Source organism: Streptomyces sp. NPDC002845 (genome assembly GCF_053591955.1).
The window spans coordinates 33,855-53,197 of the sequence record NZ_JBSFUU010000015.1 but is presented as its reverse complement, the minus strand read 5'-3'; the positions used below and the strand labels follow the sequence as shown (position 1 = coordinate 53,197).

Annotated in this window: 18 protein-coding genes and 1 pseudogene; 4 read left to right on the top strand and 15 right to left on the bottom strand. The window is 70.1% G+C overall.

Annotated elements, in window-relative coordinates; translation table 11 throughout:
• Positions 1 to 131: 131 nt before the first annotated feature.
• From ACWD3C_RS13500 to ACWD3C_RS13485, 4 genes are all read right to left on the bottom strand, one after another.
• Positions 132 to 2,576: a hypothetical protein gene (locus ACWD3C_RS13500; RefSeq protein ID WP_451143307.1), complete on the bottom strand. Its 2,445-nt coding sequence runs from the start codon at positions 2,574 to 2,576 to the stop codon at positions 132 to 134.
• Between the two features lie 160 nt (positions 2,577 to 2,736).
• Positions 2,737 to 3,168 (bottom strand): DUF6113 family protein, encoded by a 432-nt coding sequence (locus tag ACWD3C_RS13495; protein WP_451143305.1) that lies wholly within the window; start codon positions 3,166 to 3,168, stop codon positions 2,737 to 2,739.
• Positions 3,169 to 3,253: 85 nt separating this feature from the next.
• Complete coding sequence (gene mshB / locus ACWD3C_RS13490) at positions 3,254 to 4,177, bottom strand: N-acetyl-1-D-myo-inositol-2-amino-2-deoxy-alpha-D-glucopyranoside deacetylase (protein ID WP_451143303.1); 924 nt, start codon at positions 4,175 to 4,177, stop codon at positions 3,254 to 3,256.
• Between the two features lie 106 nt (positions 4,178 to 4,283).
• Entirely contained in the window at positions 4,284 to 4,478 is a 195-nt protein-coding gene (locus ACWD3C_RS13485) for a hypothetical protein (protein ID WP_451143301.1), read from the bottom strand.
• A gap of 176 nt (positions 4,479 to 4,654) precedes the next feature.
• Here ACWD3C_RS13485 and ACWD3C_RS13480 point away from each other — a divergent pair, with 176 nt between their 5' ends.
• A complete protein-coding gene (locus tag ACWD3C_RS13480; RefSeq protein ID WP_451143299.1) occupies positions 4,655 to 6,775 on the top strand; it encodes a prolyl oligopeptidase family serine peptidase in 2,121 nt (706 codons plus the stop codon).
• A gap of 287 nt (positions 6,776 to 7,062) precedes the next feature.
• On the opposite strand, the gene ACWD3C_RS13475 is transcribed toward ACWD3C_RS13480, so the two are convergent.
• The 8 genes from ACWD3C_RS13475 to ACWD3C_RS13440 all read right to left on the bottom strand — a co-directional run bounded on the left by ACWD3C_RS13475 (position 7,063) and on the right by ACWD3C_RS13440 (position 14,144).
• Entirely contained in the window at positions 7,063 to 8,148 is a 1,086-nt protein-coding gene (locus ACWD3C_RS13475) for an ABC transporter ATP-binding protein (RefSeq protein ID WP_451143297.1), read from the bottom strand.
• A complete protein-coding gene (locus ACWD3C_RS13470) occupies positions 8,141 to 9,124 on the bottom strand; it encodes an ABC transporter ATP-binding protein (RefSeq protein ID WP_451143295.1) in 984 nt (327 codons plus the stop codon). The genes ACWD3C_RS13475 and ACWD3C_RS13470 overlap by 8 nt, the downstream gene beginning before the upstream one ends.
• Positions 9,125 to 9,133: 9 nt before the next feature.
• Positions 9,134 to 10,147 carry an ABC transporter permease gene (locus ACWD3C_RS13465; protein WP_451143293.1) on the bottom strand — a complete coding sequence of 338 codons (1,014 nt, stop codon included), beginning with the start codon at positions 10,145 to 10,147 and terminating at the stop codon, positions 9,134 to 9,136.
• The gene (locus ACWD3C_RS13460; protein WP_451143291.1) at positions 10,140 to 11,063 is read right to left on the bottom strand and encodes an ABC transporter permease; all 924 of its coding nucleotides are present in this window, start codon (positions 11,061 to 11,063) and stop codon (positions 10,140 to 10,142) included. Before ACWD3C_RS13460 ends, ACWD3C_RS13465 begins: the two co-directional genes overlap by 8 nt.
• A 54-nt stretch (positions 11,064 to 11,117) precedes the next feature.
• Positions 11,118 to 12,752: a peptide ABC transporter substrate-binding protein gene (locus ACWD3C_RS13455; protein ID WP_451143289.1), complete on the bottom strand. Its 1,635-nt coding sequence runs from the start codon at positions 12,750 to 12,752 to the stop codon at positions 11,118 to 11,120.
• A gap of 265 nt (positions 12,753 to 13,017) precedes the next feature.
• A complete protein-coding gene (locus ACWD3C_RS13450; protein WP_451143478.1) occupies positions 13,018 to 13,359 on the bottom strand; it encodes a hypothetical protein in 342 nt (113 codons plus the stop codon).
• 35 nt (positions 13,360 to 13,394) lie between these two features.
• The gene (locus tag ACWD3C_RS13445; RefSeq protein WP_451143287.1) at positions 13,395 to 13,652 is read right to left on the bottom strand and encodes a hypothetical protein; all 258 of its coding nucleotides are present in this window, start codon (positions 13,650 to 13,652) and stop codon (positions 13,395 to 13,397) included.
• A gap of 69 nt (positions 13,653 to 13,721) precedes the next feature.
• On the bottom strand, positions 13,722 to 14,144 hold the full coding sequence (locus ACWD3C_RS13440) for a VOC family protein (RefSeq protein ID WP_451143285.1): 423 nt from the start codon (positions 14,142 to 14,144) through the stop codon (positions 13,722 to 13,724).
• A gap of 37 nt (positions 14,145 to 14,181) precedes the next feature.
• Here ACWD3C_RS13440 and ACWD3C_RS13435 point away from each other — a divergent pair, with 37 nt between their 5' ends.
• Entirely contained in the window at positions 14,182 to 14,634 is a 453-nt protein-coding gene (locus ACWD3C_RS13435) for a hypothetical protein (RefSeq protein ID WP_451143283.1), read from the top strand.
• A gap of 18 nt (positions 14,635 to 14,652) precedes the next feature.
• Positions 14,653 to 14,970: pseudogene (locus tag ACWD3C_RS13430) on the top strand (amidohydrolase family protein); the annotation flags it as partial.
• A gap of 165 nt (positions 14,971 to 15,135) precedes the next feature.
• On the opposite strand, the gene ACWD3C_RS13425 reads toward ACWD3C_RS13430, so the two are convergent.
• The gene (locus ACWD3C_RS13425) at positions 15,136 to 16,257 is read right to left on the bottom strand and encodes a HesA/MoeB/ThiF family protein (RefSeq protein ID WP_451143281.1); all 1,122 of its coding nucleotides are present in this window, start codon (positions 16,255 to 16,257) and stop codon (positions 15,136 to 15,138) included.
• Between the two features lie 58 nt (positions 16,258 to 16,315).
• The gene (locus tag ACWD3C_RS13420) at positions 16,316 to 16,456 is read right to left on the bottom strand and encodes a hypothetical protein (protein ID WP_451143279.1); all 141 of its coding nucleotides are present in this window, start codon (positions 16,454 to 16,456) and stop codon (positions 16,316 to 16,318) included.
• Between the two features lie 523 nt (positions 16,457 to 16,979).
• Here ACWD3C_RS13420 and ACWD3C_RS13415 point away from each other — a divergent pair.
• Positions 16,980 to 17,903 carry a GNAT family N-acetyltransferase gene (locus ACWD3C_RS13415; RefSeq protein ID WP_451143476.1) on the top strand — a complete coding sequence of 308 codons (924 nt, stop codon included), beginning with the start codon at positions 16,980 to 16,982 and terminating at the stop codon, positions 17,901 to 17,903.
• Positions 17,904 to 18,735: 832 nt separating this feature from the next.
• Here ACWD3C_RS13415 and ACWD3C_RS13410 read toward each other — a convergent pair.
• Positions 18,736 to 19,287, bottom strand: coding sequence for a DinB family protein (locus tag ACWD3C_RS13410; protein ID WP_451143277.1), 552 nt, complete (start codon positions 19,285 to 19,287; stop codon positions 18,736 to 18,738).
• Positions 19,288 to 19,343 lie beyond the last annotated feature (56 nt).

Genomic DNA, 19,343 nt, shown 5'->3' with positions numbered 1-19,343 from the left:
CAGATGACAGACGGCAGACCGCAGACCGCAGACGGCAGACGGCAGACGGCAGACGGCAGACGGCGAAGGGCACCCGTCTGAGACGGGCGCCCTTCAGAGATCCTGCCGGCGCGGTCGGCCGATCGCTCGGGTCAGCTCGGGTTGGTCTCGATCACGCCCGTGCGCTCGGCGTCCGTCTTGCCGAGGAGGGCCGGGCGCAGGGCCTCGAACACGTCCTCGGGCGTCACCGGGGTCTTCTGGCCGTTGGCCCGGGTGATCAGGACGCCGTCGAAGGTGGTGCTGCCGTACAGGTCCTTCAGCGCGGCCTTGTCGTAGGACTCGACGAGCTTGCCGTTCTCGGCCTTCACCCGGAGGAACTTCCACAGGGAGTTCTCCGGGCTGAACTGGATGACCTCCACCGAGTCCACCTTGAGCGTGACGAACGCGGACATCGCCGGCTGCGCGAACTCCTTCATCATCCGGTCGACCTCGGCCTTGTCGATCGCCGGCTCCTTGACGGTCGTGGGGAGTTCCACCGGGTCGGTGGCGCCCGTCTCGACTTGGGCGCGGTAGGCCTCCTCGACGGCCTCGGCGGAGGCGTCGACGGCGATGCCCTTGCCCTCCTTGCCGTAGACGGCGACGGCCTTGCCGGACTCGAACCTGATCGTGCCGTCGGTCGTCGTGCCGGAGCCGCCCGCGGCGCGCTCCAGGGCGGCCCGCAGCTTCTCCTCGTCGACGGGCATCACGGGCTCGACGGCGCGCTTCTGGCCGAACAGCGAGCCGACCACCGACACCGGGTTGTAGTCGCTGACGGCGGCCTCGCGGACCGTGGACTGCATGTCGAACTGGAGCCCCGACTGATCCGGCTTGAGCGAGACCGTCCGGCCGTCGACCGACAGCTCCAGCGCCTCGTTCGTACGGTCACCGAAGGCGTCGTCGAGCTTGTTGACCGCCTCGTCGCGCGTACCGCCGCCGATGTCGACGCCGAGCACTGTGGTGCCCTTGGGCACGTCGGAGTGGTTCATGAGGAGCCCGGCGCCGTACACGCCGGCCCCGATGACCACCACGCCGACGCCGAGGAGCACCAGCTTGCTGCGGCCCTTCTTCTTCGCGGGCTTGGCGGAGGAGGCCGCCTGCGGCTGAACCGGGTCGGGCAGCTTGGGCGGCGTGTGCGGCACCGGCCCGTCGCCCGGGGCGCCCGTCCCGAACCGCGCGTTCTGGGCGCCGGGTGGGACGACGGGGATGCCGCTGGTCACGGTGTGCCCGGAGACGTGGTCCCGCGGGCCGCCGGGGCCGTCGAACCCGGGCGGGAAGTTCTGGTCGGGCACGGGGCGCTGGGGGGTCAGGATCGCGGTGTCGTCGCTGAGGCCGCCGCCGGGGCCGGGGCCGGAGAAGTCCGCGCCCCCTGCCTGGGGAGCCGAGAAGTCGCTGCCGGGACCGCCGAAGGGGCCGCCTCCCGGTGCGCCCGGACCGCCCGGACCCACCGGGGGCACCATCGGGCCGTCTCCTGTGACCGGGCCACCGGTCGGCCCTGCGGGGCCACCACCGCCGTTCGGCCCACCGGGCCCACCATGCCTGCCCGGCCCGCCTTGTCCGTTCTCCGTGAAGTACGGCAGCTCGTCGCGCCGCGGTTCGCCGCCCTCGGGTCCGCCCGTCGGACGCGTACCGCCGAGCGCCGCCGACACGTCGAAGGAGCCGGTCCCGCCACCGTGACCGGGCGCGACGGGCCCGGCACCCGTGGCACCGGGAAGCCCCGCACCGTTCGTACCGCCAGGACCACCAGGACCACCAGGACCGCCGGGACCGCCGGGACCGCCGGGACGAACCTGACCGGGCCGGGAACCATTGCCCGCCGGCCCACCGGGACGCGCACCGCCCGGACCGCCCACGGGCCCCGCGGCCCCCTTCGCCCCACCAGGACGCGCACCGGGACCACCGGACGCACCCTGCGCCGGCGAACCCGCACCGAGACCGGCCCCGTTGGCGGCGGCAGGCTTGCGCGGCGCGAACCAGTCGCTGGTCTTCTCCTCGCCCGAAGCCCCCGGGGCGCCCGAAGCACCCGTGGCGCCCGAAGCACCGGAAGCCCCCGCGCCACCCGCGCCCCCCGACCCGGCCGAAGGACCAGAACCAGCCATCCCCCCACGCCCCGCCGACGAACCTGCCGAACCTGCCGAACCCACAGAAGCCGACAAACCAGCCGAAGCCCCCGAGGACGACGAGGGCGACGAGGGCGACGAAGAGGACGGCGGCCCTGACAAGCCGTCCGTCACCACGGGCATGCTCATGGTCCCCGTGGTCTCCGAGCTGGAGGCGCCCTTCTCGTTCGCCCCGGACTCGGAGTCGCCGACCGGCGTCCGTACGACGACGGGCGGGATGGGCCGCGAACCGGGGATGTTGATCCGGATCCGCGTCGTCAGCGTGGTCTCGGTCTTGCGGTCCTGTTCCTCCGACTGCGCGCCCGCTGCCGCACGGGCCGCGTCGCCGCCACCGGAGGCCCCGGGAACCGCGGGGGTCCCGTACGGCGGTGTCCCGGAGGGGTACGCGGCTCCGCCGCGCCCGTTGGGCCCGGAGGACGAGGTGTCAGTGTCACGACTCAAGGCAGGTTCTCCCGGTTGGCTCCGCCGCCCGTGTACTCGACCTCATCTCGGGCAGCTCGGCGGCGCGCACCACCATACTGGCCACTTCCGGCCTGTATCCCATGCCCGCTGGGGAAACCCACACCGGACCCGCACGCGCGCGCTACGGCGATGCTGTACGTCACTTCCCAAGTCGGGCGCCGGGCCCGGCTGGTTGCCGCCCCTGAGCAAGGGTGGCGCACATCACAGCGGTCGCCATACCACCGAGCAGGAAGAGATAGGAGACGGCTCCCACGCCGAAGAGGAAGTCCCCCTCGGGGCGGCTGGTGGTGAGCAGAATGACGGCGATCATCCAGCCGGCGGCGGGCGCAACGGCCCCCGCCCGGGCGCCCGTCGCGTGCGCGCCGCCCAGGAAGGTCCCGGCCGCGCCCAGCAGCGCGAGCAGCAACCCGCCCGGGAACCAGCCGGCTTGGACCAGTGCCCCGGCCGCCCCGATCACGGCCCCGAGCACGAACAGCCCGAGGTAGGCGGCGATCCGCCCGACCGGTGGCATCGTCAACGGCTGTGCGAGCGCGCCGCCCTGGCCGCCCGGCTGCCTGTCCGTCGTCTTCACAGCGCGCCCGCCTCTCGCCCAACGGCCACGCCCGCGGCTTGTCCGTCATACGCTGTCGCATACGTCGCATACACAGTCGTACGCATCAGAAGCCCGCTCCGTTCTGAGCGGCACCGGAATTATCCGGAACGATCCCTTCGAACAAGTCGGCCTCCCGGCCACCCCCTTCGCGTCTGCCGCGCACCAACTCGTAGTACTCGGTGGCGAAGAGGGGCTGCCACAGTTCGTTGGAGAGCGCGAACCACGGCTCGGCGACCTCGATCTGGGTGACGTGCGCGCGCATGGCGGCGGCCTTCGCGGCAGCGAAGGTGGTGCCGTCGATCTCGGTGGTGATCACGTGGTCGTCGACCACGCCGGGCACGTCCTCGACGGTGGCGGCCTTCTTGAAAAGCGACTCGCCGAGCGCCTCGCGCAGCCGGGCGAAGCCCTCCAGGACCACTGAGCGCGGCACCCGGTTCCAGTAGACCTTGGCGATCTCCCAGGGCTCGGCCGGGCCGGGGCGGTAGCCGGGCTCGGCGGCCAGGTCTGCGGCGCGTATGGCGACGCGGTGGGCCTGGATGTGGTCGGGGTGGCCGTAGCCGCCGTTCGGGTCGTAGGTGACGAGGACCTGGGGGCGGATCTCTCGGATCACCTCGACGAGGTGTGCGGCGGCGTCGTCCACGTCGGCCGCCCAGAAGGCGCCCTCGCGCTCGTTCTGCTCGACGCCCATCATCCCGGAGTCGCGGAAGCGTCCGGGGCCGCCGAGGAAGCGGTGGTCGGTGACGCCGAGCTCCTTCATGGCCTCGGCGAGCTCGCCCACGCGGTGCGGGCCCAGCGCGTCGTCCCGGTCGGGCGCGAGATGCGCGAGCCGCGGCGGGATGACCTCGCCCTCCTCGCCGAGGGTGCAGGTCACCAGCGTCACATGGGCGCCCTCGGCCGCGTACCTGGCCATGGTCGCGCCATTGTTGATCGACTCGTCGTCCGGGTGCGCGTGCACCAGGAGCAGACGCCGAGCGGGCAGATCCGTCATGGAGCCCACCCTACGAGCCCGGACCGGGACGGGCCCGGCCAGGCCTCAGAACTCGACGCTGCCGACCGGGCCCGCAGTGTTCGTCATGCTCGTCGTCAGAAGTTGATCAGAAGTTGATGCTGCCGATCATGCCCGCGATGTTCGTCGTCAGCTCGCTGATCGTCGGAGCGATGGTCGAGGAGGCGAGGTAGAACCCGAGCAGGATGCACACGGCAGCGTGCCCACCCTTCAGCCCTGACTTCTTGATCAGCAGGAAGACGATGATCGCCAGCAGCACCACCGCCGAAATCGAGAGTGCCACGGCGGCTCACCTCCAAAGTTCCCTGGGACGTGGGGGGCAGAGCAACACAAGTTGTAAATCCATACAGCAGCCAGCAGGTTCATACCCACGCAGCGCTAGTGATCATAACTATGTGTACGCGCGCATCGATCGGCGCACGGCCGCACAAGGGGGCGCATGGCCAATATGGTCGGAGCATGACGACCGAGCCCGAATCCTTTCCCCGCCGGCACGCCCGTACCCAGCGGTTCACCCTCGGCGCGCCGCGCGCGTTCGCCGTGGCACCCGATGGTTCGCGTGTCGTGTTCCTGCGGTCCGCCTCCGGTACCGACCGGGCGAACAAGCTGTGGGTGCTCGACGTGAACGATGGTGAAGAGCGCGTGGCGGCCGACCCGCACGCCCTGTTGAACGGCGCCACCGAGGAGTTGTCCGCCGCCGAGCGCGCACGCCGGGAGCGCAGCCGCGAGGGCGGCGCCGGCATCGTCGGCTACGCCACCGACACGGCCGTGGAGTTGGCCTCTTTTGCCTTGTCAGGGCGGCTTTTCGTGGCCGAACTGCGGGCCGGGACGGCACGTGAACTCGACGTGCCCGGACCGGCGATCGACCCGCGGCCCTCCCCCGACGGACGGCACATCGCCTACGTCGCCCGGGGCGCCCTGCGCGTCGTCGGCGCCGAGGGCGAGCACGATCGGGCGCTCACCGGGGAGGGGTCGGAGAACGTCACGCACGGTCTGGCCGAGTTCATCGCGGCCGAGGAGATGGGGCGTTCGCGCGGTTTCTGGTGGTCGCCGGAGTCCGACCGGCTGCTCGTGGCGCGCGTGGACGACACGCCGGTGAAGCGGTGGTGGATCTCCGATCCGGCGCATCCGGAAAGGAGGCCGCAGGAGGTCGCGTATCCGGCGGCGGGCACGGACAACGCGGACGTACGGCTCTTCGTGACCGACCTCGACGGGGTCCGCACGGAGGTGGCCTGGGACCGGGCGCGCTACCCGTATCTGGCGCATGTGCACTGGTCAGCGGCGGGTGCGCCACTGATCCTGGTGCAGGCGCGGGACCAGCGCAGTCAGCTGTTCCTGGCCGTGGACCCGGACTCCGGGGCGACCCGGATGGTGCACGCGGATGAAGATCAACATTGGCTTGATCTTTTCGCCGGCGTGCCGCGCTGGAGCCCCTCCGGGCAGCTCGTCCGGGTCACCGACGAGGGCGGCGCGCGGGTCCTCGCGGTGGGTGAACGCCCGCTGACAAGTAAGCAGCTCCACATCCGCGCGGTGCTCGACGTCTCCGCCGACGACGTGCTGGTCTCGGCGTCCGCGGGCGAGGCGGCCACCGACCCGGAGATCGGCGAAGTGCACATCTACCGCGTGAACGAGCTAGGCGTGGAGCGCGTCTCGCAGGAACCCGGCGTGCACTCGGCGGTGCGCGCCGGCGGGGTGACGGTCCTGTCCTCGGCCACCCTCGACCGGCCTGGGGCCCGGGTGCAGGTACTGCGCGACGGAAAGCCGGCGGCGACTGTCCCCTCGTATGCGGAACATCCCGGTCTGTCCCCGCGCGTGACGCTCACACAGGGGGGCGCACGTCGAATCCCGTGCGCCGTACTTATGCCTACGGACTACCCCGGTGACACTCCCCTGCCCGTCCTCATGGATCCGTACGGCGGCCCGCACGGCCAGCGGGTGGTCGCCGCGCACAACCCGCACCTGACCTCGCAGTGGTTCGCGGACCAGGGCTTCGCGGTGGTGGTCGCCGACGGACGCGGGACGCCGGGCCGCTCGCCCGCCTGGGAGAAGGCCGTCAAGGACGACCTGGCCGCGGTCGTGCTCCAGGACCAGGTCGACGCCCTCCAGGCGCTGGCCGCCGACTTCCCGCTCGACCTGAGCCGCGTCGCCATCCGCGGCTGGTCCTTCGGCGGCTACCTCGCCGGGCTCGCGGCGCTGCGCCGCCCGGACGTCTTCCACGCGGCGATCGTGGGCGCCCCGGTCACCGACCTGCGCCTGTACGACACCCACTACCAGGAGCGCTACCTCGGGCACCCCGGCGAGCAGCCCGAGGTGTACTCCAGGAACTCGCTGATCGACGACACGGGCCTGGTCGGCGCCCGGGAACCGGCCCGCCCGATGATGGTCATCCACGGCCTCGCCGACGACAACGTGGTGGTGGCGCACTCCCTGCGCCTGTCCTCGGCCCTCCTCGCCGCGGGCCGCCCGCACGAGGTGCTCCCGCTCTCCGGAGTCACGCACATGACCCCGCAGGAGGCGGTCGCCGAGAACCTGCTCCTGCTCCAGCTGGACTTCCTACAGCGAGCTCTCAAACTGGCCTGAGCACCCACACCGCACCGAGCACCGCAACCATCAATTGAGAAACCACGACGAAGCATCAACCAGGTCCGCGAGAGCGGCGCCGGTTTAGGCGCACAGGGGGCCAGGTCCGCGAGAGCGGCGCCGGCTTAGGCGCAAGGGGCGTGCAACAGGCCGGGGTGACATGGCGCACCCCGGCCTGTTTACGGCACCCGCACGGCCGTACGCTGTTCAGCGTGCCGCGTCCGTATATCGGTATCGGGTCGGTGAAGTTGCCTGCGCGTTAACGCGGTTGATGCACATATGTGCGCCTATGCCCCCGCCTCGTCATGACCGTCCGTTGCCTCCTCCGGCGGGACGACCAGCCCCGGCGCGGAGCGCCTGATCGATACAGCCTCCGCGAAGTGACAGGCCGAGTCATGCGCAGCGGGCCCCGCCGTGAACCGGAATTCCGCGGGCACCGCCAGCAGCGGCACCTCCAGCTCGCACCGCTCCTCGGCCTTCCAGCACCGCGTCCGGAAACGGCACCCGGACGGGATGTTCGTCGGGGACGGCACGTCACCGGAGAGGATGATCCGCTCCCGGTACTCCCGTGCCTCGGGGTCCGGCACGGGTACGGCGGACAGCAGGGCCTGTGTATAGGGATGCGTGGGATGGTCGTAGATCTCCGCGTCCCTGCCGGTCTCCACGATCCGCCCGAGGTACATCACCCCGACCCGGTCGGAGATGTGCCGCACGATGGACAGGTCGTGCGCGATGAAGACGTAACTCAGCCCGAACTCGCCCTGCAGCCGGTCCATCAGGTTGATCACCTGCGCCTGCACGGACACGTCGAGCGCGGAGACCGGCTCGTCGGCGACGATGATCTCGGGGCGCAGCGCCAGCCCCCGTGCGATGCCGATGCGCTGGCGCTGGCCGCCGGAGAACTGGTGCGGATAGCGGTTGATGTACTCGGGGTTGAGCCCGACCACGTCCAGCAGCTCCCGCACCTTCCGCCGCCGGTCGCCCTTGGGCGCGGCCTCGGGGTGGATCTCGTACGGCTCCCCGATGATGTCGCCCACGGTCATGCGGGGGTTGAGGGAGGTGTACGGGTCCTGGAAGACCATCTGGATGTTGCGCCGTACGGCCTTCAGCGCCTTGCCGGAGAGTTTGCCGAGGTCCTCGCCCTTGTACGTGATGGAACCGGCCGTCGGCTTCTCCAGGCTGACCAGCATCCTGGCCACCGTGGACTTGCCGCAGCCGGACTCGCCGACGATGCCGAGGGTTTCGCCGGCGCCGAGTTCGAAGTCGACGCCGTCCACGGCCTTCACGGCGCCGACCTGCTTCTTGAAGAGAATCCCCTGGGTGAGCGGGTAGTGCTTGTGGAGGCCGCGGACCTCCAGGAGGGGCTCAGCCATGGAGGCACTCCCTCCAGAAGTGGCAGGCGCTCCTGCGGGCCCCGTCCGGCTCGTGCGCCTCGTAGAGGGGCGGTACGTCGGACCGGCACACGTCCTGGGCCATGGGGCAGCGGGGGTTGAAGGCGCAGCCGGGCGGGATGTTCATGAGGTTCGGGGGCAGGCCCTTGATGGCGTAGAGCTCCTGGCCCTTCTGGTCGAGCCGGGGGATCGAGTCCAGCAGGCCGCGGGTGTACGGGTGGGCGGGCGCCTTGTAGATGTCGTGCACGGGGGCGGACTCGACGATCCGGCCCGCGTACATCACGGCGATCCGGTCGGCGACGTCGGCGACCACACCCAGGTCGTGGGTGATGAGGACGAGCCCCATGGTGAGTTCGCGCTGCAGCTCGGCGAGCAGCTCCATGACCTGGGCCTGGACGGTGACGTCGAGGGCGGTGGTGGGCTCGTCGGCGATGATCAGGGCGGGTTCGAGGGCGAGCGCCATCGCGATCATGATGCGCTGGCGCATGCCGCCGGAGAACTGGTGCGGATAGTCCCGTACGCGTGCGGCGGCGGCCGGGATGCGGACGCGGTCCATCAGCTCGACGGCCTTGTTCCGGGCGTCCTTCCTGGACATCCCGCGGTGCACGACGAACATCTCGCCGAGCTGGTCGCCCACGGAGAGCACGGGGTTGAGGGACGACAGCGCGTCCTGGAAGATCATCGCCATCTCGGCGCCCCGGACCTTCCTGCGCTCGTCCTCCTTGAGCTTCAGCAGGTCCCGCCCCTGGAAGAGGATCTCGCCTCCCGTGATCCTTCCGGGCGGGATGTCGAGGATGCCCATGACGGCCTGCGCGGTCACCGACTTGCCCGAGCCGGACTCGCCCAGCACGGCGAGGGTCTCGCCCGCGTCCACGCTGCAGGTGACCCCGTTGACGGCCTTGGCGACCCCGTCCCGGGTCCTGAACTCCACGTGGAGGTCCCGCACTTCGAGCAGCATGGCGACGGCTCACCTCAGCTTCGGGTCGAGGGCGTCGCGCAGCGCGTCGCCGAGCATGATGAACGCGAGGACGGTGATCGCGAGCGCGCCGGAGGGCCACAGCAGGGCGTGCGGGGCGTTGCGGATGTACGGGGACGCGGCGGAGATGTCGATCCCCCACGACACGCTCGGCGGCTTCAGCCCGACGCCGAGGTACGACAGGGTCGCCTCCAGCGCGATGTACGTGCCGAGCGCGATGGTGGCGACGACGATCACCGGGGCGACGGCGTTGGGCGCGATGTGGCGCAGCAGCATGCGGGCGTTGGAGGCGCCCAGGGCCCGGGCGGCCTGTACGTAGTCGTTCTGTTTGGCGGTGATGACCGAGCCGCGGGCGATACGGGAGATCTGCGGCCAGCCGAGCAGCACCATGAACCCGATGACCGGCCAGACGGTGTTGCTGGTCACGACCGACAGCAGCACGAGACCGCCGAGGACGACCGGGATCGCGAAGAACACGTCGGTGATCCGGGACAGGAACGAGTCCCACACCCCGCCGAAGAACCCGGCGAGCCCGCCCAGCACCGAGCCGAGGACCGCGACGCCGAGCGTGGCGCAGACGCCGACGGCGACCGAGGTGCGGGCCCCGTAGACGGTGCGCGTGTAGACGTCGCAGCCCTGGCCGTCGTACCCGAAGGGGTGCCCGGACTCCGAGCCCTGCTGGGCCTTGGACAGGTCGCACTTGAGCGGGCTCCCGGAGGCGATCAGCGACGGCCACAGCGAGATGACGACCAGGAAGAGGATGACCAGCCCGGAGAGGATGAAGACCGGGTTGCGCCGCAGGTCGTGCCAGGCGTCGGACCACAGGGAGCGCGGCTTCTCCCGGAGGCCGGTGCCGTCCGGCCCGCCCGGCCCCTTCTCCAGCGTCTCCCCCTCGGTCGTGGCGAGGTCCATGGCGCCTCCCATCCCGGTCGCGGCGATGGCCCCGTTCTCCGCGGCGCGGCCGCCGCCCGACACGTGCGGCTCCGGCCGCTGGGGCTCAGGCATAGCGGATCCTCGGGTCGAGTACGGCGTACAGGAGGTCGACGAGCAGGTTGGCGACCAGGAAGACGAGGACGAGGACGGTCACGAAGCCGACGACGGTCTGCGTGTTCTGCCGGAGAATCCCCTGGTAGAGCTGGTAGCCGACGCCGTGGATGTTGAAGATCCGCTCGGTGACGATCGCGCCGCCCATCAGGGCGCCGATGTCCGTGCCGATGAAGGTGACCACGGGGATGAGGGAGTTGCGCAGCAGGTGCCGTGTGATGACGCGCCTTCTCGGCAGTCCCTTGGCCACGGCCGTACGGACGTAGTCGGCGCGGGTGTTCTCGGCGATCGACGTACGGGTGAGGCGGGTGACGTAGGCGAGGGAGACGGAGGCGAGGACGAGCCCGGGGAGGATCAGCTCCTCGAAGGGCGCGGCGGACGACACGGACGGGCTGATCCAGCCCCACTTCACGCCCAGCAGCAGCTGGAGCAGCAGCCCGGTGACGAAGGTGGGCACGGAGATGACGACCAGGGTGACGAGGAGGACGCTGGTGTCGACGGGCCGGCCGCGGCGGAGCCCGGTGACGACGCCCAGCACGATCCCGAAGACGATCTCGAAGAGGATCGCGACGAACGTCAGCCGGATGGTGACCGGGAAGGCGGAGCCCATCAGCTCGGTGACCGGCTGCCCGTTGAAGGCGGTGCCGAAGTCGCCGGTGAAGACGTTGCCCATGTAGGTCAGGTATTGCTGCCACACGGGCTTGTCGAGGCCGAACTCCCTGCGCAGCTGGGCGGCCGTGGCGGGGTCGCACTGCCGGTCGCCGCACAGGCCCGCGACGGGGTCGCCCATCACGTTCACCATCAGGAAGATCAGCAGTGTGGCGCCGATGAAGACCGGGATCATCTGCAGCAGACGGCGGATGACGTAGCGTCCCATGGGGGCTCCGTGGGTAGGCGGGGCGGGCTCCCGGGAGAGGTCGCCCCTCGTGGCTCAGCTGACCTTGATCTCGTCGTAGACGGGGACGCTGAACGGGTTGAGCGACACGTTCGAGAGCCGCTCCGAGTAGCCCGCGCTGCCGTTCTGGTACCAGAGCGGGATGGCGCCCATGTCGTCCCGCAGGACCTCCTCGGCCTGCTGGAACAGCTCCACGGCCTCGGCCGGGGCGGTCTCGGCGTTGGCCTCGTCGACGAGCTCGTCGAACTCGGCGTTGGACCACTTGCCGTCGTTGGAGGAGGCGTTGGTGTAGTACAGCGGCTGCAGGAAGTTCTGGATGAGCGGGTAGTCCATCTGCCACCCCGCCCGGAACGGCCCGGACATCCTCAGATCGGTGATCCGGCTGCGGAAGTCGGCGAAGGTGCCGAACGGGTTGCCGACGCAGGCCCTGTCGTTGTCGAGGACGTTGTTGATGGAATTGCAGACGGCGTCGACCCACTGTTTGTGGGAGCCGGTGTCCGCGTTGTACGAGATCTTGATCTGCCCGCCGGGGAGCCCGCCGCCCGCCTTGATCAGCTTCCTCGCCTCGTCGGGGTCGTACTGGCAGGCCTCACCGCACAGGCCTTCCTTGTAGCCGCCGTCCTCGCCGAGGACAGGGGAGGTCCAGTCGGTGGCCGGGGTGCGGGTGTTCTGGAAGATGGTCTCGGTGATCTGCTTCCGGTCGATGGCCCGGGAGAGCCCCGTACGGACCTTCTCCATCCCGGCCTGGTCCCACTTCTTGTCGTAGAACGGGAAGGCGAGGGTCTGGATGATGCCGGCCGGGGCGTTGATGTACCGGTCGCCGAGGTCCGCCTCGACGTTCTTCAGCTGGGCGGCCGGGACGTCGTCGACGAGGTCGAGGTTGCCGGCCATCAGGTCCGTGTAGGCGGTGTTGTTGTCGGTGTAGACCTTGAGATCGACACCGCCGTTCCCGGCCGCGTCGTCGCCGGGATAGTCCTCCCACTTCCGCAGCGACATCTGCGAGCCCCTGGTGTACGAGTCGACGGTGTACGGCCCGTTGCCGACCGGCTCGGCCAGCCAGGCCTTGTGGTCGTCGAAGAAGGCCTGGGGCAGCGGGGCGAAGGCGGCGTAGCCGAGGGTGTCGGGGAACGTCGAGAACTTCTGGCTGAGCTTGACGGTGAAGGTGTGGTCGTCGACGACCTTGAGCCCGGACAGGGTGTCGGCGCTCTGCTCACTCCCGTCCTCGGGGTGGACCTTGTCGTAGCCGTCGATGTAGCTGAAGAAGTAGGCGTTCTTCTGGTTGTTCTTCAGACTGGCCCCGTAGTTCCAGGCGTCGACGAAGGACTTGGCGGTGACGGCCTCGCCGTTGCTGAAGGTCCAGCCGTCCTCGATGGTGATCGTGAAGTCCCGCGAGTCCTCGGTCTCGATCTCCTCGGCGAGCATGTCCTCGGCCTCGCCGGTCTCCGGGTCGTACCGCTTCAGCCCCCGGAAGATCATGTCGAGCACCTTGCCGCCCTGCACCTCGTTGGTGTTGGCCGGCTCCAGCGGGTTCTGCGGGTCCCCCCAGGAGGAGCTCAGCACCCCGCCACGGTCCACACCGCCGCCGCTGCCGCCGTCACCCCCGCAGGCCGTCGCCACGAGGGCGACGGCCGCCGCGCATGCCGCCCACCTGGCGCGAGTGGCTCCACGCATGGAGTGCCTCCTGATGTGTGCGCTGTGCCGCAGCGCCGGGGCGCTGTTCCGTTATCGGTCAATATCGACGGATAACTCGCATAACACACACTCACCCCGCCCGTCCGGGTGCACTCTCCATCCGGATGCACGCGTCCGGAGAATGCCGATGCCCGGATATCGAGTCCTGCCGATATCCGGGCATCGGCTTCCACCGGCTTCCACCGGCTTCCACCGGCCTCCACCGGCCTCCACCGGCCTCCACCGGCTTCCGATGACCTCGCGGTCAGGGGCCGAGATCAAGGACGCGCACCGGCCGCCCCTTCCAGCTCTCCGCTGCGGTTGTGGCGACGACGGCCCCATCGGGCCGTTCGGGCGTCGGCCTGGCCGCGTGCCCGATCTGCGCCGGAGCCCAGGTGGTCTCGCGTGCGACAGCAAGGGCCGCGGGCAGATCCAGATCGAGGATGGTGACGCTGGGCAGCGCGGCGATGTGCTCGGCCGTACCGGGCCTGGTCCGGTCGGCCTCGACAAGAGCGCAGGCGGGTGCGTACAGGAACCACCCCGGCGCGGAGTGCGCGCGGTGGATCAGGCGGGAGGCCAGAACGTTGCCGGTTCCGGCGGCGACCATGGCCGTGGCGTCGAGGATCACGTGCAGGGAATCGGTCACGGGGCAGCCGCCTCGCCCAGTCGCCGGTCGAGCTCGGTGTCCAGGTCGGCTTGTTCTTCCGCGCTCGGGTCGTAACCGTTCCACTCTCGGAGCACGGCACGGGCCTGCTCGGCGCGCTCGGCACGTTCGGCAGGCGTGAGCAGCGAGTCCGCGAGCCGGGCGAGGTAGGCGCGTAGTGACAGGCCCTCGCCGGCCGCTATCTCGGCAAGCCGGTCACGGGCCTCGGCGGGAATGCGGATATTGGCGTCAGACATGACGGAACCCCTCTCACTCACCCGTACAGGATACGGGTACGCACCCGTACCCGTTGAGAGGGCGGACGGTCAGCCCAACTCCCCGCGCTCCACGCAGAATTCGTTCCCCTCGGGGTCGGCCAGGAGGACCCACCCCCGTCCGTCGGGCCGTGTCCGGTCGGAGACGAGGCGGGCCCCGAGGTCGATCGCTCGTTCGACCTCGGCCGCGCGGGTACGGCCCTGGGGGAGGAGATCGAAATGGATGCGGTTCTTCACGGTCTTGCCCTCGGGCACGCTGACGAACAGCAGGGTCGGGCCGCCGTCGGGGTCCTTGATGAGTGCCTCGGGATCGCCCGGCTTGTCGTCGTCGGCGAGCGGGCGGCCGAGCAACTGGCTCCAGAAGAGGCCGAGTTCGTACGGGTCGCCGGTGCAGTCGATGGTGATGTGGCGGATGACGGGGTTCAACTGATGCCTCCGAGGCGGGCTTGGTCGACGTACGCTCGCGGGGAGCATCTCTGCCCCCGGCCCGCCTGTCGAACGATTAACCACCATGCCCCTCCACCTGCGCGGAACCGTCCTCCCCGATGGCGTCCTACGCGACCTCTGGGTCCTCGGCGACCGGCTCACCCACGACCGCCCGTCCGCCCCGGCCGACACCGTCGCCGACGGCGGCTTCCTGCTGCCGGGCCTCGTCGACGTGCACACGCACCCGGGGGCACGGGAGGGCGAGCCGGTCTTCGACCCCGGCGTCTTCGCCGAGCAGATCGCCGCACACCGCGACGCCGGTACGACGGCACTGCGCTTCCCCGGGCTGCTGGGTGGCGTACCGCCGGAGCTGCGCGAGGCACCGGACGCCCCGCGGATGCTCACGGCAGGCCGCTGGCTGGCCTGGGCGGGGCTCTCGAAGAGCGCCGACTTCCACACGGTCACCGAGGATCTCGTCACCGCCGCCGTCGCGGAGGCGAAGGCGGGCGACGGCTGGTGCAAGGTCATGGGCGACTAGGACTTCGAGGCGCCCCCGGTGCCGTACGAGCTGCTGAAGGCGGTCGTCGACGCCGTGCACGACGTCGGTGGTCGCGTCGCGGCGCACTGCCAGTCCGCCGACGGCGTGCTGGGCGCCACCCGGGCCGGGGTGGACTCGGTGGAACACGGGATGGGCATGCCGGCGGAGTGCGTCGAGCTGATGGCCGCGCACGGAGCGGCGTACGTCCCCACGCTCACCGCCTTCGCCCGTAGTGCGCCGAGGATCAGGCCCAACGCCCGGGGCCGCCTCTGGCACGAGGGCCACCGCACGATGATCCGTCGCGTCCGCGAGGCCCACGACGCCGGCGTCACCGTCCTCGCCGGCACGGACTGCGCCCCCTTTGGCAACGTCGCCACCGAGGTCGAACACCTCATCGACGCCGGTCTCCCCCGGAAACCGCCCTCGGCGCCGCCAGCTGGACCGCCCGCGCCTTCTCGGCCTCCCCTCCCTGACCGAGGGCGGCCTCGCCGACATCACGGTCTACGACACGGACCCGCGCCGCGAACCGGCCGCTCTGCGCCATCCTCGCCGTATTGTGCTGCGGGGGCTGGTTGTTCGCTGAGCTGTACGACTCCCCAATCCATGGGGCCGGGTGACGAGTTCCATCCGGGTCTGGTGAGGGGCGCCGAGTGGGTGCCGGGAGACCTCGAATCCACCCCGTACGAGGGAGAATTCGGCCTCGCCGTGATGACCAGGCACGCGTTTCAGCAGGCTTCGGGACCAGAAGGTGCGGCGTTGCCTCGGGGCGTGTGTCAGGCGCTCGCCCCGCGGGCGGTTCGAAGGTCCCCAGTGGCGGCAGCCGCAGGTGAGTCGGAGCACGCTCCGGTTCCTCGGGCCCGAGGCCCTGGACCGGTTTTCTCGGCGGCGCCGGGTACGAGGACAGCGTCCTCGCCGGGGACTTCGCTCACCTGCGCAACGCAGCGCGAAGACATCGCAGCCCGCGACGAGCTCCCCGAGCCCGTCCTCGGTGTCGACCTTCTCCACGGCGCAGGTGTACGCGGCGGACGAGTTGACCGACCGCAGACGCCGCGCCGCGACCTCGGCCTTGGGCCTGCCCAGGTCCTCCTCGCCGTACAGGGCCTGTCGGGTCAGATTGGACTCCTCGACGACGTCCGGATCCACGAGATGAATCCGGCCCACGCCGGCGGCCGCGAGCGCCCAGGACGCATGACTCCCCGTGCCGCGGAGTCCGAGAATCACCACCCGGGAGTTCTTCAGCCGCCGCTGCGGCTCCCAGGAGTTCGTCCCCGGCCGGAGGTCCACTCGTCGGAAGTAGGAATGATTCCTGCTGTACCGCTCCACTTCTCGAGCGGTCAGGCCCTCCTGGTCGTACTCGGACATGTCCTCGACATAGCCCGAGCCGAACAGCGAGGACATCACCGTCCGGACGCCGTTGTCGCCCAGGCCCGGATGAGCCGCGGCGAGCTCGGCTTCTATCCGTTCGACGGGGGTGACGCCGTCCATGCGTGTCAGCGTGTCCCAGACCCACCCGCCGGGATCCCGGATCTCTGCCGCTATCCCGTAGCCCGCACCGCCGATACGGATGGTGCCGTCCGGGAACCGGTGAGGTGTGTGCTCGGGTTTCACCCGTGGAATCTTCATACCGACGCCCCTCGAGGGGCCCGTGCCGGCGGAGGCTTGTCCGCCGGCACGGAGCCCACTAGCGCGAGACTGCCTTGTTCTCGATGGTCTCGATCTTGTCCAGCAGACGGATCTCGATGAACTCCGCAGATTCGGTCGGCATCGTCTCGACGCTCTCGGTCTGTGCGTCGAACTGGCCGGTGTGCACGTTCTGCTCCACGATCACTCCCTTCTCACGGACCCAACAGGGCTGACAGGACCAAGCGGTGCCGTCCCGTCCCTGGCGAGTCTGCGCCGCCGGCACTTCACCGGCCTTTCAGCTGTCCTTCAGCGGCGGGGCGCCTATATGGACAGAAGAGGACGCGGGCTCGGCATCGTCGAGGCGCTCGGGTGACCGGGTCAGTCCCGGCGTATGCGTTCAGCTCCCGGGCATCCGCGAACCGGCTGCGGTCGCCTCCGACAAGCGGGAGGTGCGGCCAACACTGCACCGTGCCGGACGCCTCCGGCGGGCTTGGGCCGTGATCACAAAAAGGTTTGCGCGAGGGACGGCGATTGGATAGACCTTGCGACCGGTCCCCCGTCGACGGAACCGAGGGGCCACGACACCGAAGAGGAGGGATAAACCCATGATCCCCATGATCACTGCGCTTGTGTCCTCGCGGGGCGCGGACTGCATCTGACCCCGGAGCGGACAGGCGCCTTCACCGGAGCGTGCCTTGACCGTGGAACAGAACGACCTGACCATGCGCCCGATCACCGGGCGCGAAGAACTCGACCTCTTCTCCCGACTGCCCTACGTCCTCAACGAGGAACTGGCGGACGACCTCGCCGCCGGCCGCCGCCGGCCGGAATGGATGTGGGTCGCCCTTCGCGGCGACCACCTGCTGGCCAGGGCCGCCTGGTGGGGGCGGACCGGAGATGACACGCCATCCCTCTTGGACATTCTCGACATCTACGACAGCGGCGCGGATCGCGACCGCGTGGACATCGGCGTGCGACTGCTGCAGACCGCCATGGCCGAAGTCGTCCCAGCAGGCACCCGTCCAACCGAGTACACCCGCTTCGTCCCACCCGATTGGCACGAAGGCGGGGTGACCAGGCGCGTCGTCGAGGACCGCATGGTCGCCCTGGAACAGACCGGCGCCCGCCTGTTCGTCGAACGGCTGCGTCTGGAGTGGCGTCCCGGGACGCCACTCCCCGAGCCGAGCGAGCGCCTGGTGTTCCGGCCGGTCCGCGACACCGAGGAAATCCTCGCCCTGATGACTCTGGTCCTGGACGGGACGCTGGACGCGCACAGCAGGGACGACCTGACCCGGATGTCCGCCCGCGAGGCGGCGGTCAGACACTATGAGGACGAACTCGCGCACTACCGGAGCCCGCGGGACTGGTGGCGGATCGCGACGCTGCCGGACGGCGAGCCGGTGGGGTTCGTCACCCCGGCCCGCAACGACTACAACCCCATCATCGGCTACCTCGCCGTACTACCCGCACACCGGGGCAAGGGCTACATCGACGAGATCCTTGCCGAGGGCACCCGCATCCTCATCGCGCAGGACGTCCCGCGCATCCGGGCGGCCACAGATCTTGGCAACACTCCCATGGCGAACGCCTTCCAGCGCCTCGGATACGTCAATTTTGAACGCACGATCAACATGACCTGGGACTGATCCGGGCATCGGACGGGGAGGCCGCAAGCGGTCCCCGTCCAACTCGCCGCATCCGGAGAAAGAGACTCGGCCATAGGGAGCACGGCACGGGCCTGTTCCACCCGCTGAGCACGTTCAGCGGGTGGAACAGCGAGTCGGCGAGCCGAGCGAGGTAGGGTCCGCGCAGCGACAGGCCCTCACCGCCCGCTATCGCGGCGAGCCGACCGGCGGGCTTCGGCGGGAATGCGGATGTTGGCGTCAGGCATGACGGGGCTCCTTCCACTCACACAGCCCGGATGCGGGTACGCACCCGTACCCGCATGGTGTTCACGTCGGCCGCCCCGCGCTCGGCATGGGCGACACCGTCGCAGAGGTCGGCCGCACGGATCGACTCGGGCTTTTCGAGGGTCGTGCGGTACGGGAACCAGTGGCGGTACGGCTCCAGCTGGCGTCCGGATCAGCAATTGGTGCGTTCGGGCCGACCACGACGACCTTCGGCAGGCGTGATCGGGAGCACCTGTGGCCCAAAGGCGACAATTACTCACGGCCGGGCCACCGTTTGGTTCCACTGCGACATCAACTGGCGTTCCGGGAAGAAGAGGCCCAGTTTGTACGGGTCTCCGGTGCAATCGCGTTGTGGCGGATGGCGGGGTTCAACTGGCGCTTCCAGGGGGGACTTGGCCGACCTGCGATCCCGGGGAGCATCCGTGAACCCGGTCCGGCCGTCGAATGATCAAGAGTGCCCTTGGGCTTCGGCCGACCGCCGCCCACGCTCGTACAGGCGGCGGCAGGCCCTGGCGTGGAGTGGGCCCTCACGAGAGGGCGCGACGCCTACCGTAGCCCCCACACCCCTTCAGTCGGGCGGGTCCTCCCCGACAAGCCCGTCCACCGACTCCCGGATGAGATCGGCATGGCCTACGTGTCGCGCGTACTCCTCGATCAGGTCGATCAGGAGACGTCGGAGGCTGGGCGACTCGCCGGAGGAGGTGGTGAACCGGCCCAGCTGTCCCAGACCGCCCTTGGCCAGTGCCTCCTCGACGACGGCACGGGAGCGGGCCACGGCGTCCTGCCAGAGCGCGAGGAGCTGCTCAGGGCTGTCATCGGCAGCCGAGCGCCACTCCCAGTCCGGATCACTGTTCCAGTCCACGGTGTCCCATGGGGACCCGAGCTCCTGCCCCAGCCACTTCCGGGAGAACGTGTCGTCCTCGACAACGGCCAGGTGCTTGAGCAGCCCGCCCAGAGTGATCGACGAGGCGGCAGCAGTCACCTTCAGGCCGGCCGCGTCAAGGCCACCGCACTTCCACGCCAGGTACGCGCGCTGGCGCTCGAGAGCCCCCAGGAGGGTGGCCGTCTCATCGCCCGCGAGGGGAGGTTCAGGGCTGATCTGTTTGTACTGGTCGGTCATGGCTGGTGAACCTACTGGCGGGCCATTTGTGGATCAAGAGGTACTGGTGCTTCCTC

What these genes read in the sequence shown, in the direction of transcription:
- mshB (WP_451143303.1), bottom strand. Translation starts at nt 4,177, where the DNA reads ATGACGGATCTGCCCGCTCGGCGTCTGCTCCTGGTGCACGCGCACCCG.
- ACWD3C_RS13480 (WP_451143299.1), top strand. Translation starts at nt 4,655, where the DNA reads ATGACGACCGAGCCCGAATCCTTTCCCCGCCGGCACGCCCGTACCCAG.
- ACWD3C_RS13475 (WP_451143297.1), bottom strand. Translation starts at nt 8,148, where the DNA reads ATGGCTGAGCCCCTCCTGGAGGTCCGCGGCCTCCACAAGCACTACCCG.
- ACWD3C_RS13470 (WP_451143295.1), bottom strand. Translation starts at nt 9,124, where the DNA reads ATGCTGCTCGAAGTGCGGGACCTCCACGTGGAGTTCAGGACCCGGGAC.
- ACWD3C_RS13465 (WP_451143293.1), bottom strand. Translation starts at nt 10,147, where the DNA reads ATGCCTGAGCCCCAGCGGCCGGAGCCGCACGTGTCGGGCGGCGGCCGC.
- ACWD3C_RS13460 (WP_451143291.1), bottom strand. Translation starts at nt 11,063, where the DNA reads ATGGGACGCTACGTCATCCGCCGTCTGCTGCAGATGATCCCGGTCTTC.
- ACWD3C_RS13455 (WP_451143289.1), bottom strand. Translation starts at nt 12,752, where the DNA reads ATGCGTGGAGCCACTCGCGCCAGGTGGGCGGCATGCGCGGCGGCCGTC.
- ACWD3C_RS13450 (WP_451143478.1), bottom strand. Translation starts at nt 13,359, where the DNA reads ATGGTCGCCGCCGGAACCGGCAACGTTCTGGCCTCCCGCCTGATCCAC.
- ACWD3C_RS13445 (WP_451143287.1), bottom strand. Translation starts at nt 13,652, where the DNA reads ATGTCTGACGCCAATATCCGCATTCCCGCCGAGGCCCGTGACCGGCTT.
- ACWD3C_RS13440 (WP_451143285.1), bottom strand. Translation starts at nt 14,144, where the DNA reads ATGCTCCCCGCGAGCGTACGTCGACCAAGCCCGCCTCGGAGGCATCAG.
- ACWD3C_RS13435 (WP_451143283.1), top strand. Translation starts at nt 14,182, where the DNA reads ATGCCCCTCCACCTGCGCGGAACCGTCCTCCCCGATGGCGTCCTACGC.
- ACWD3C_RS13425 (WP_451143281.1), bottom strand. Translation starts at nt 16,257, where the DNA reads ATGAAGATTCCACGGGTGAAACCCGAGCACACACCTCACCGGTTCCCG.
- ACWD3C_RS13415 (WP_451143476.1), top strand. Translation starts at nt 16,980, where the DNA reads ATGCGCCCGATCACCGGGCGCGAAGAACTCGACCTCTTCTCCCGACTG.
- ACWD3C_RS13410 (WP_451143277.1), bottom strand. Translation starts at nt 19,287, where the DNA reads ATGACCGACCAGTACAAACAGATCAGCCCTGAACCTCCCCTCGCGGGC.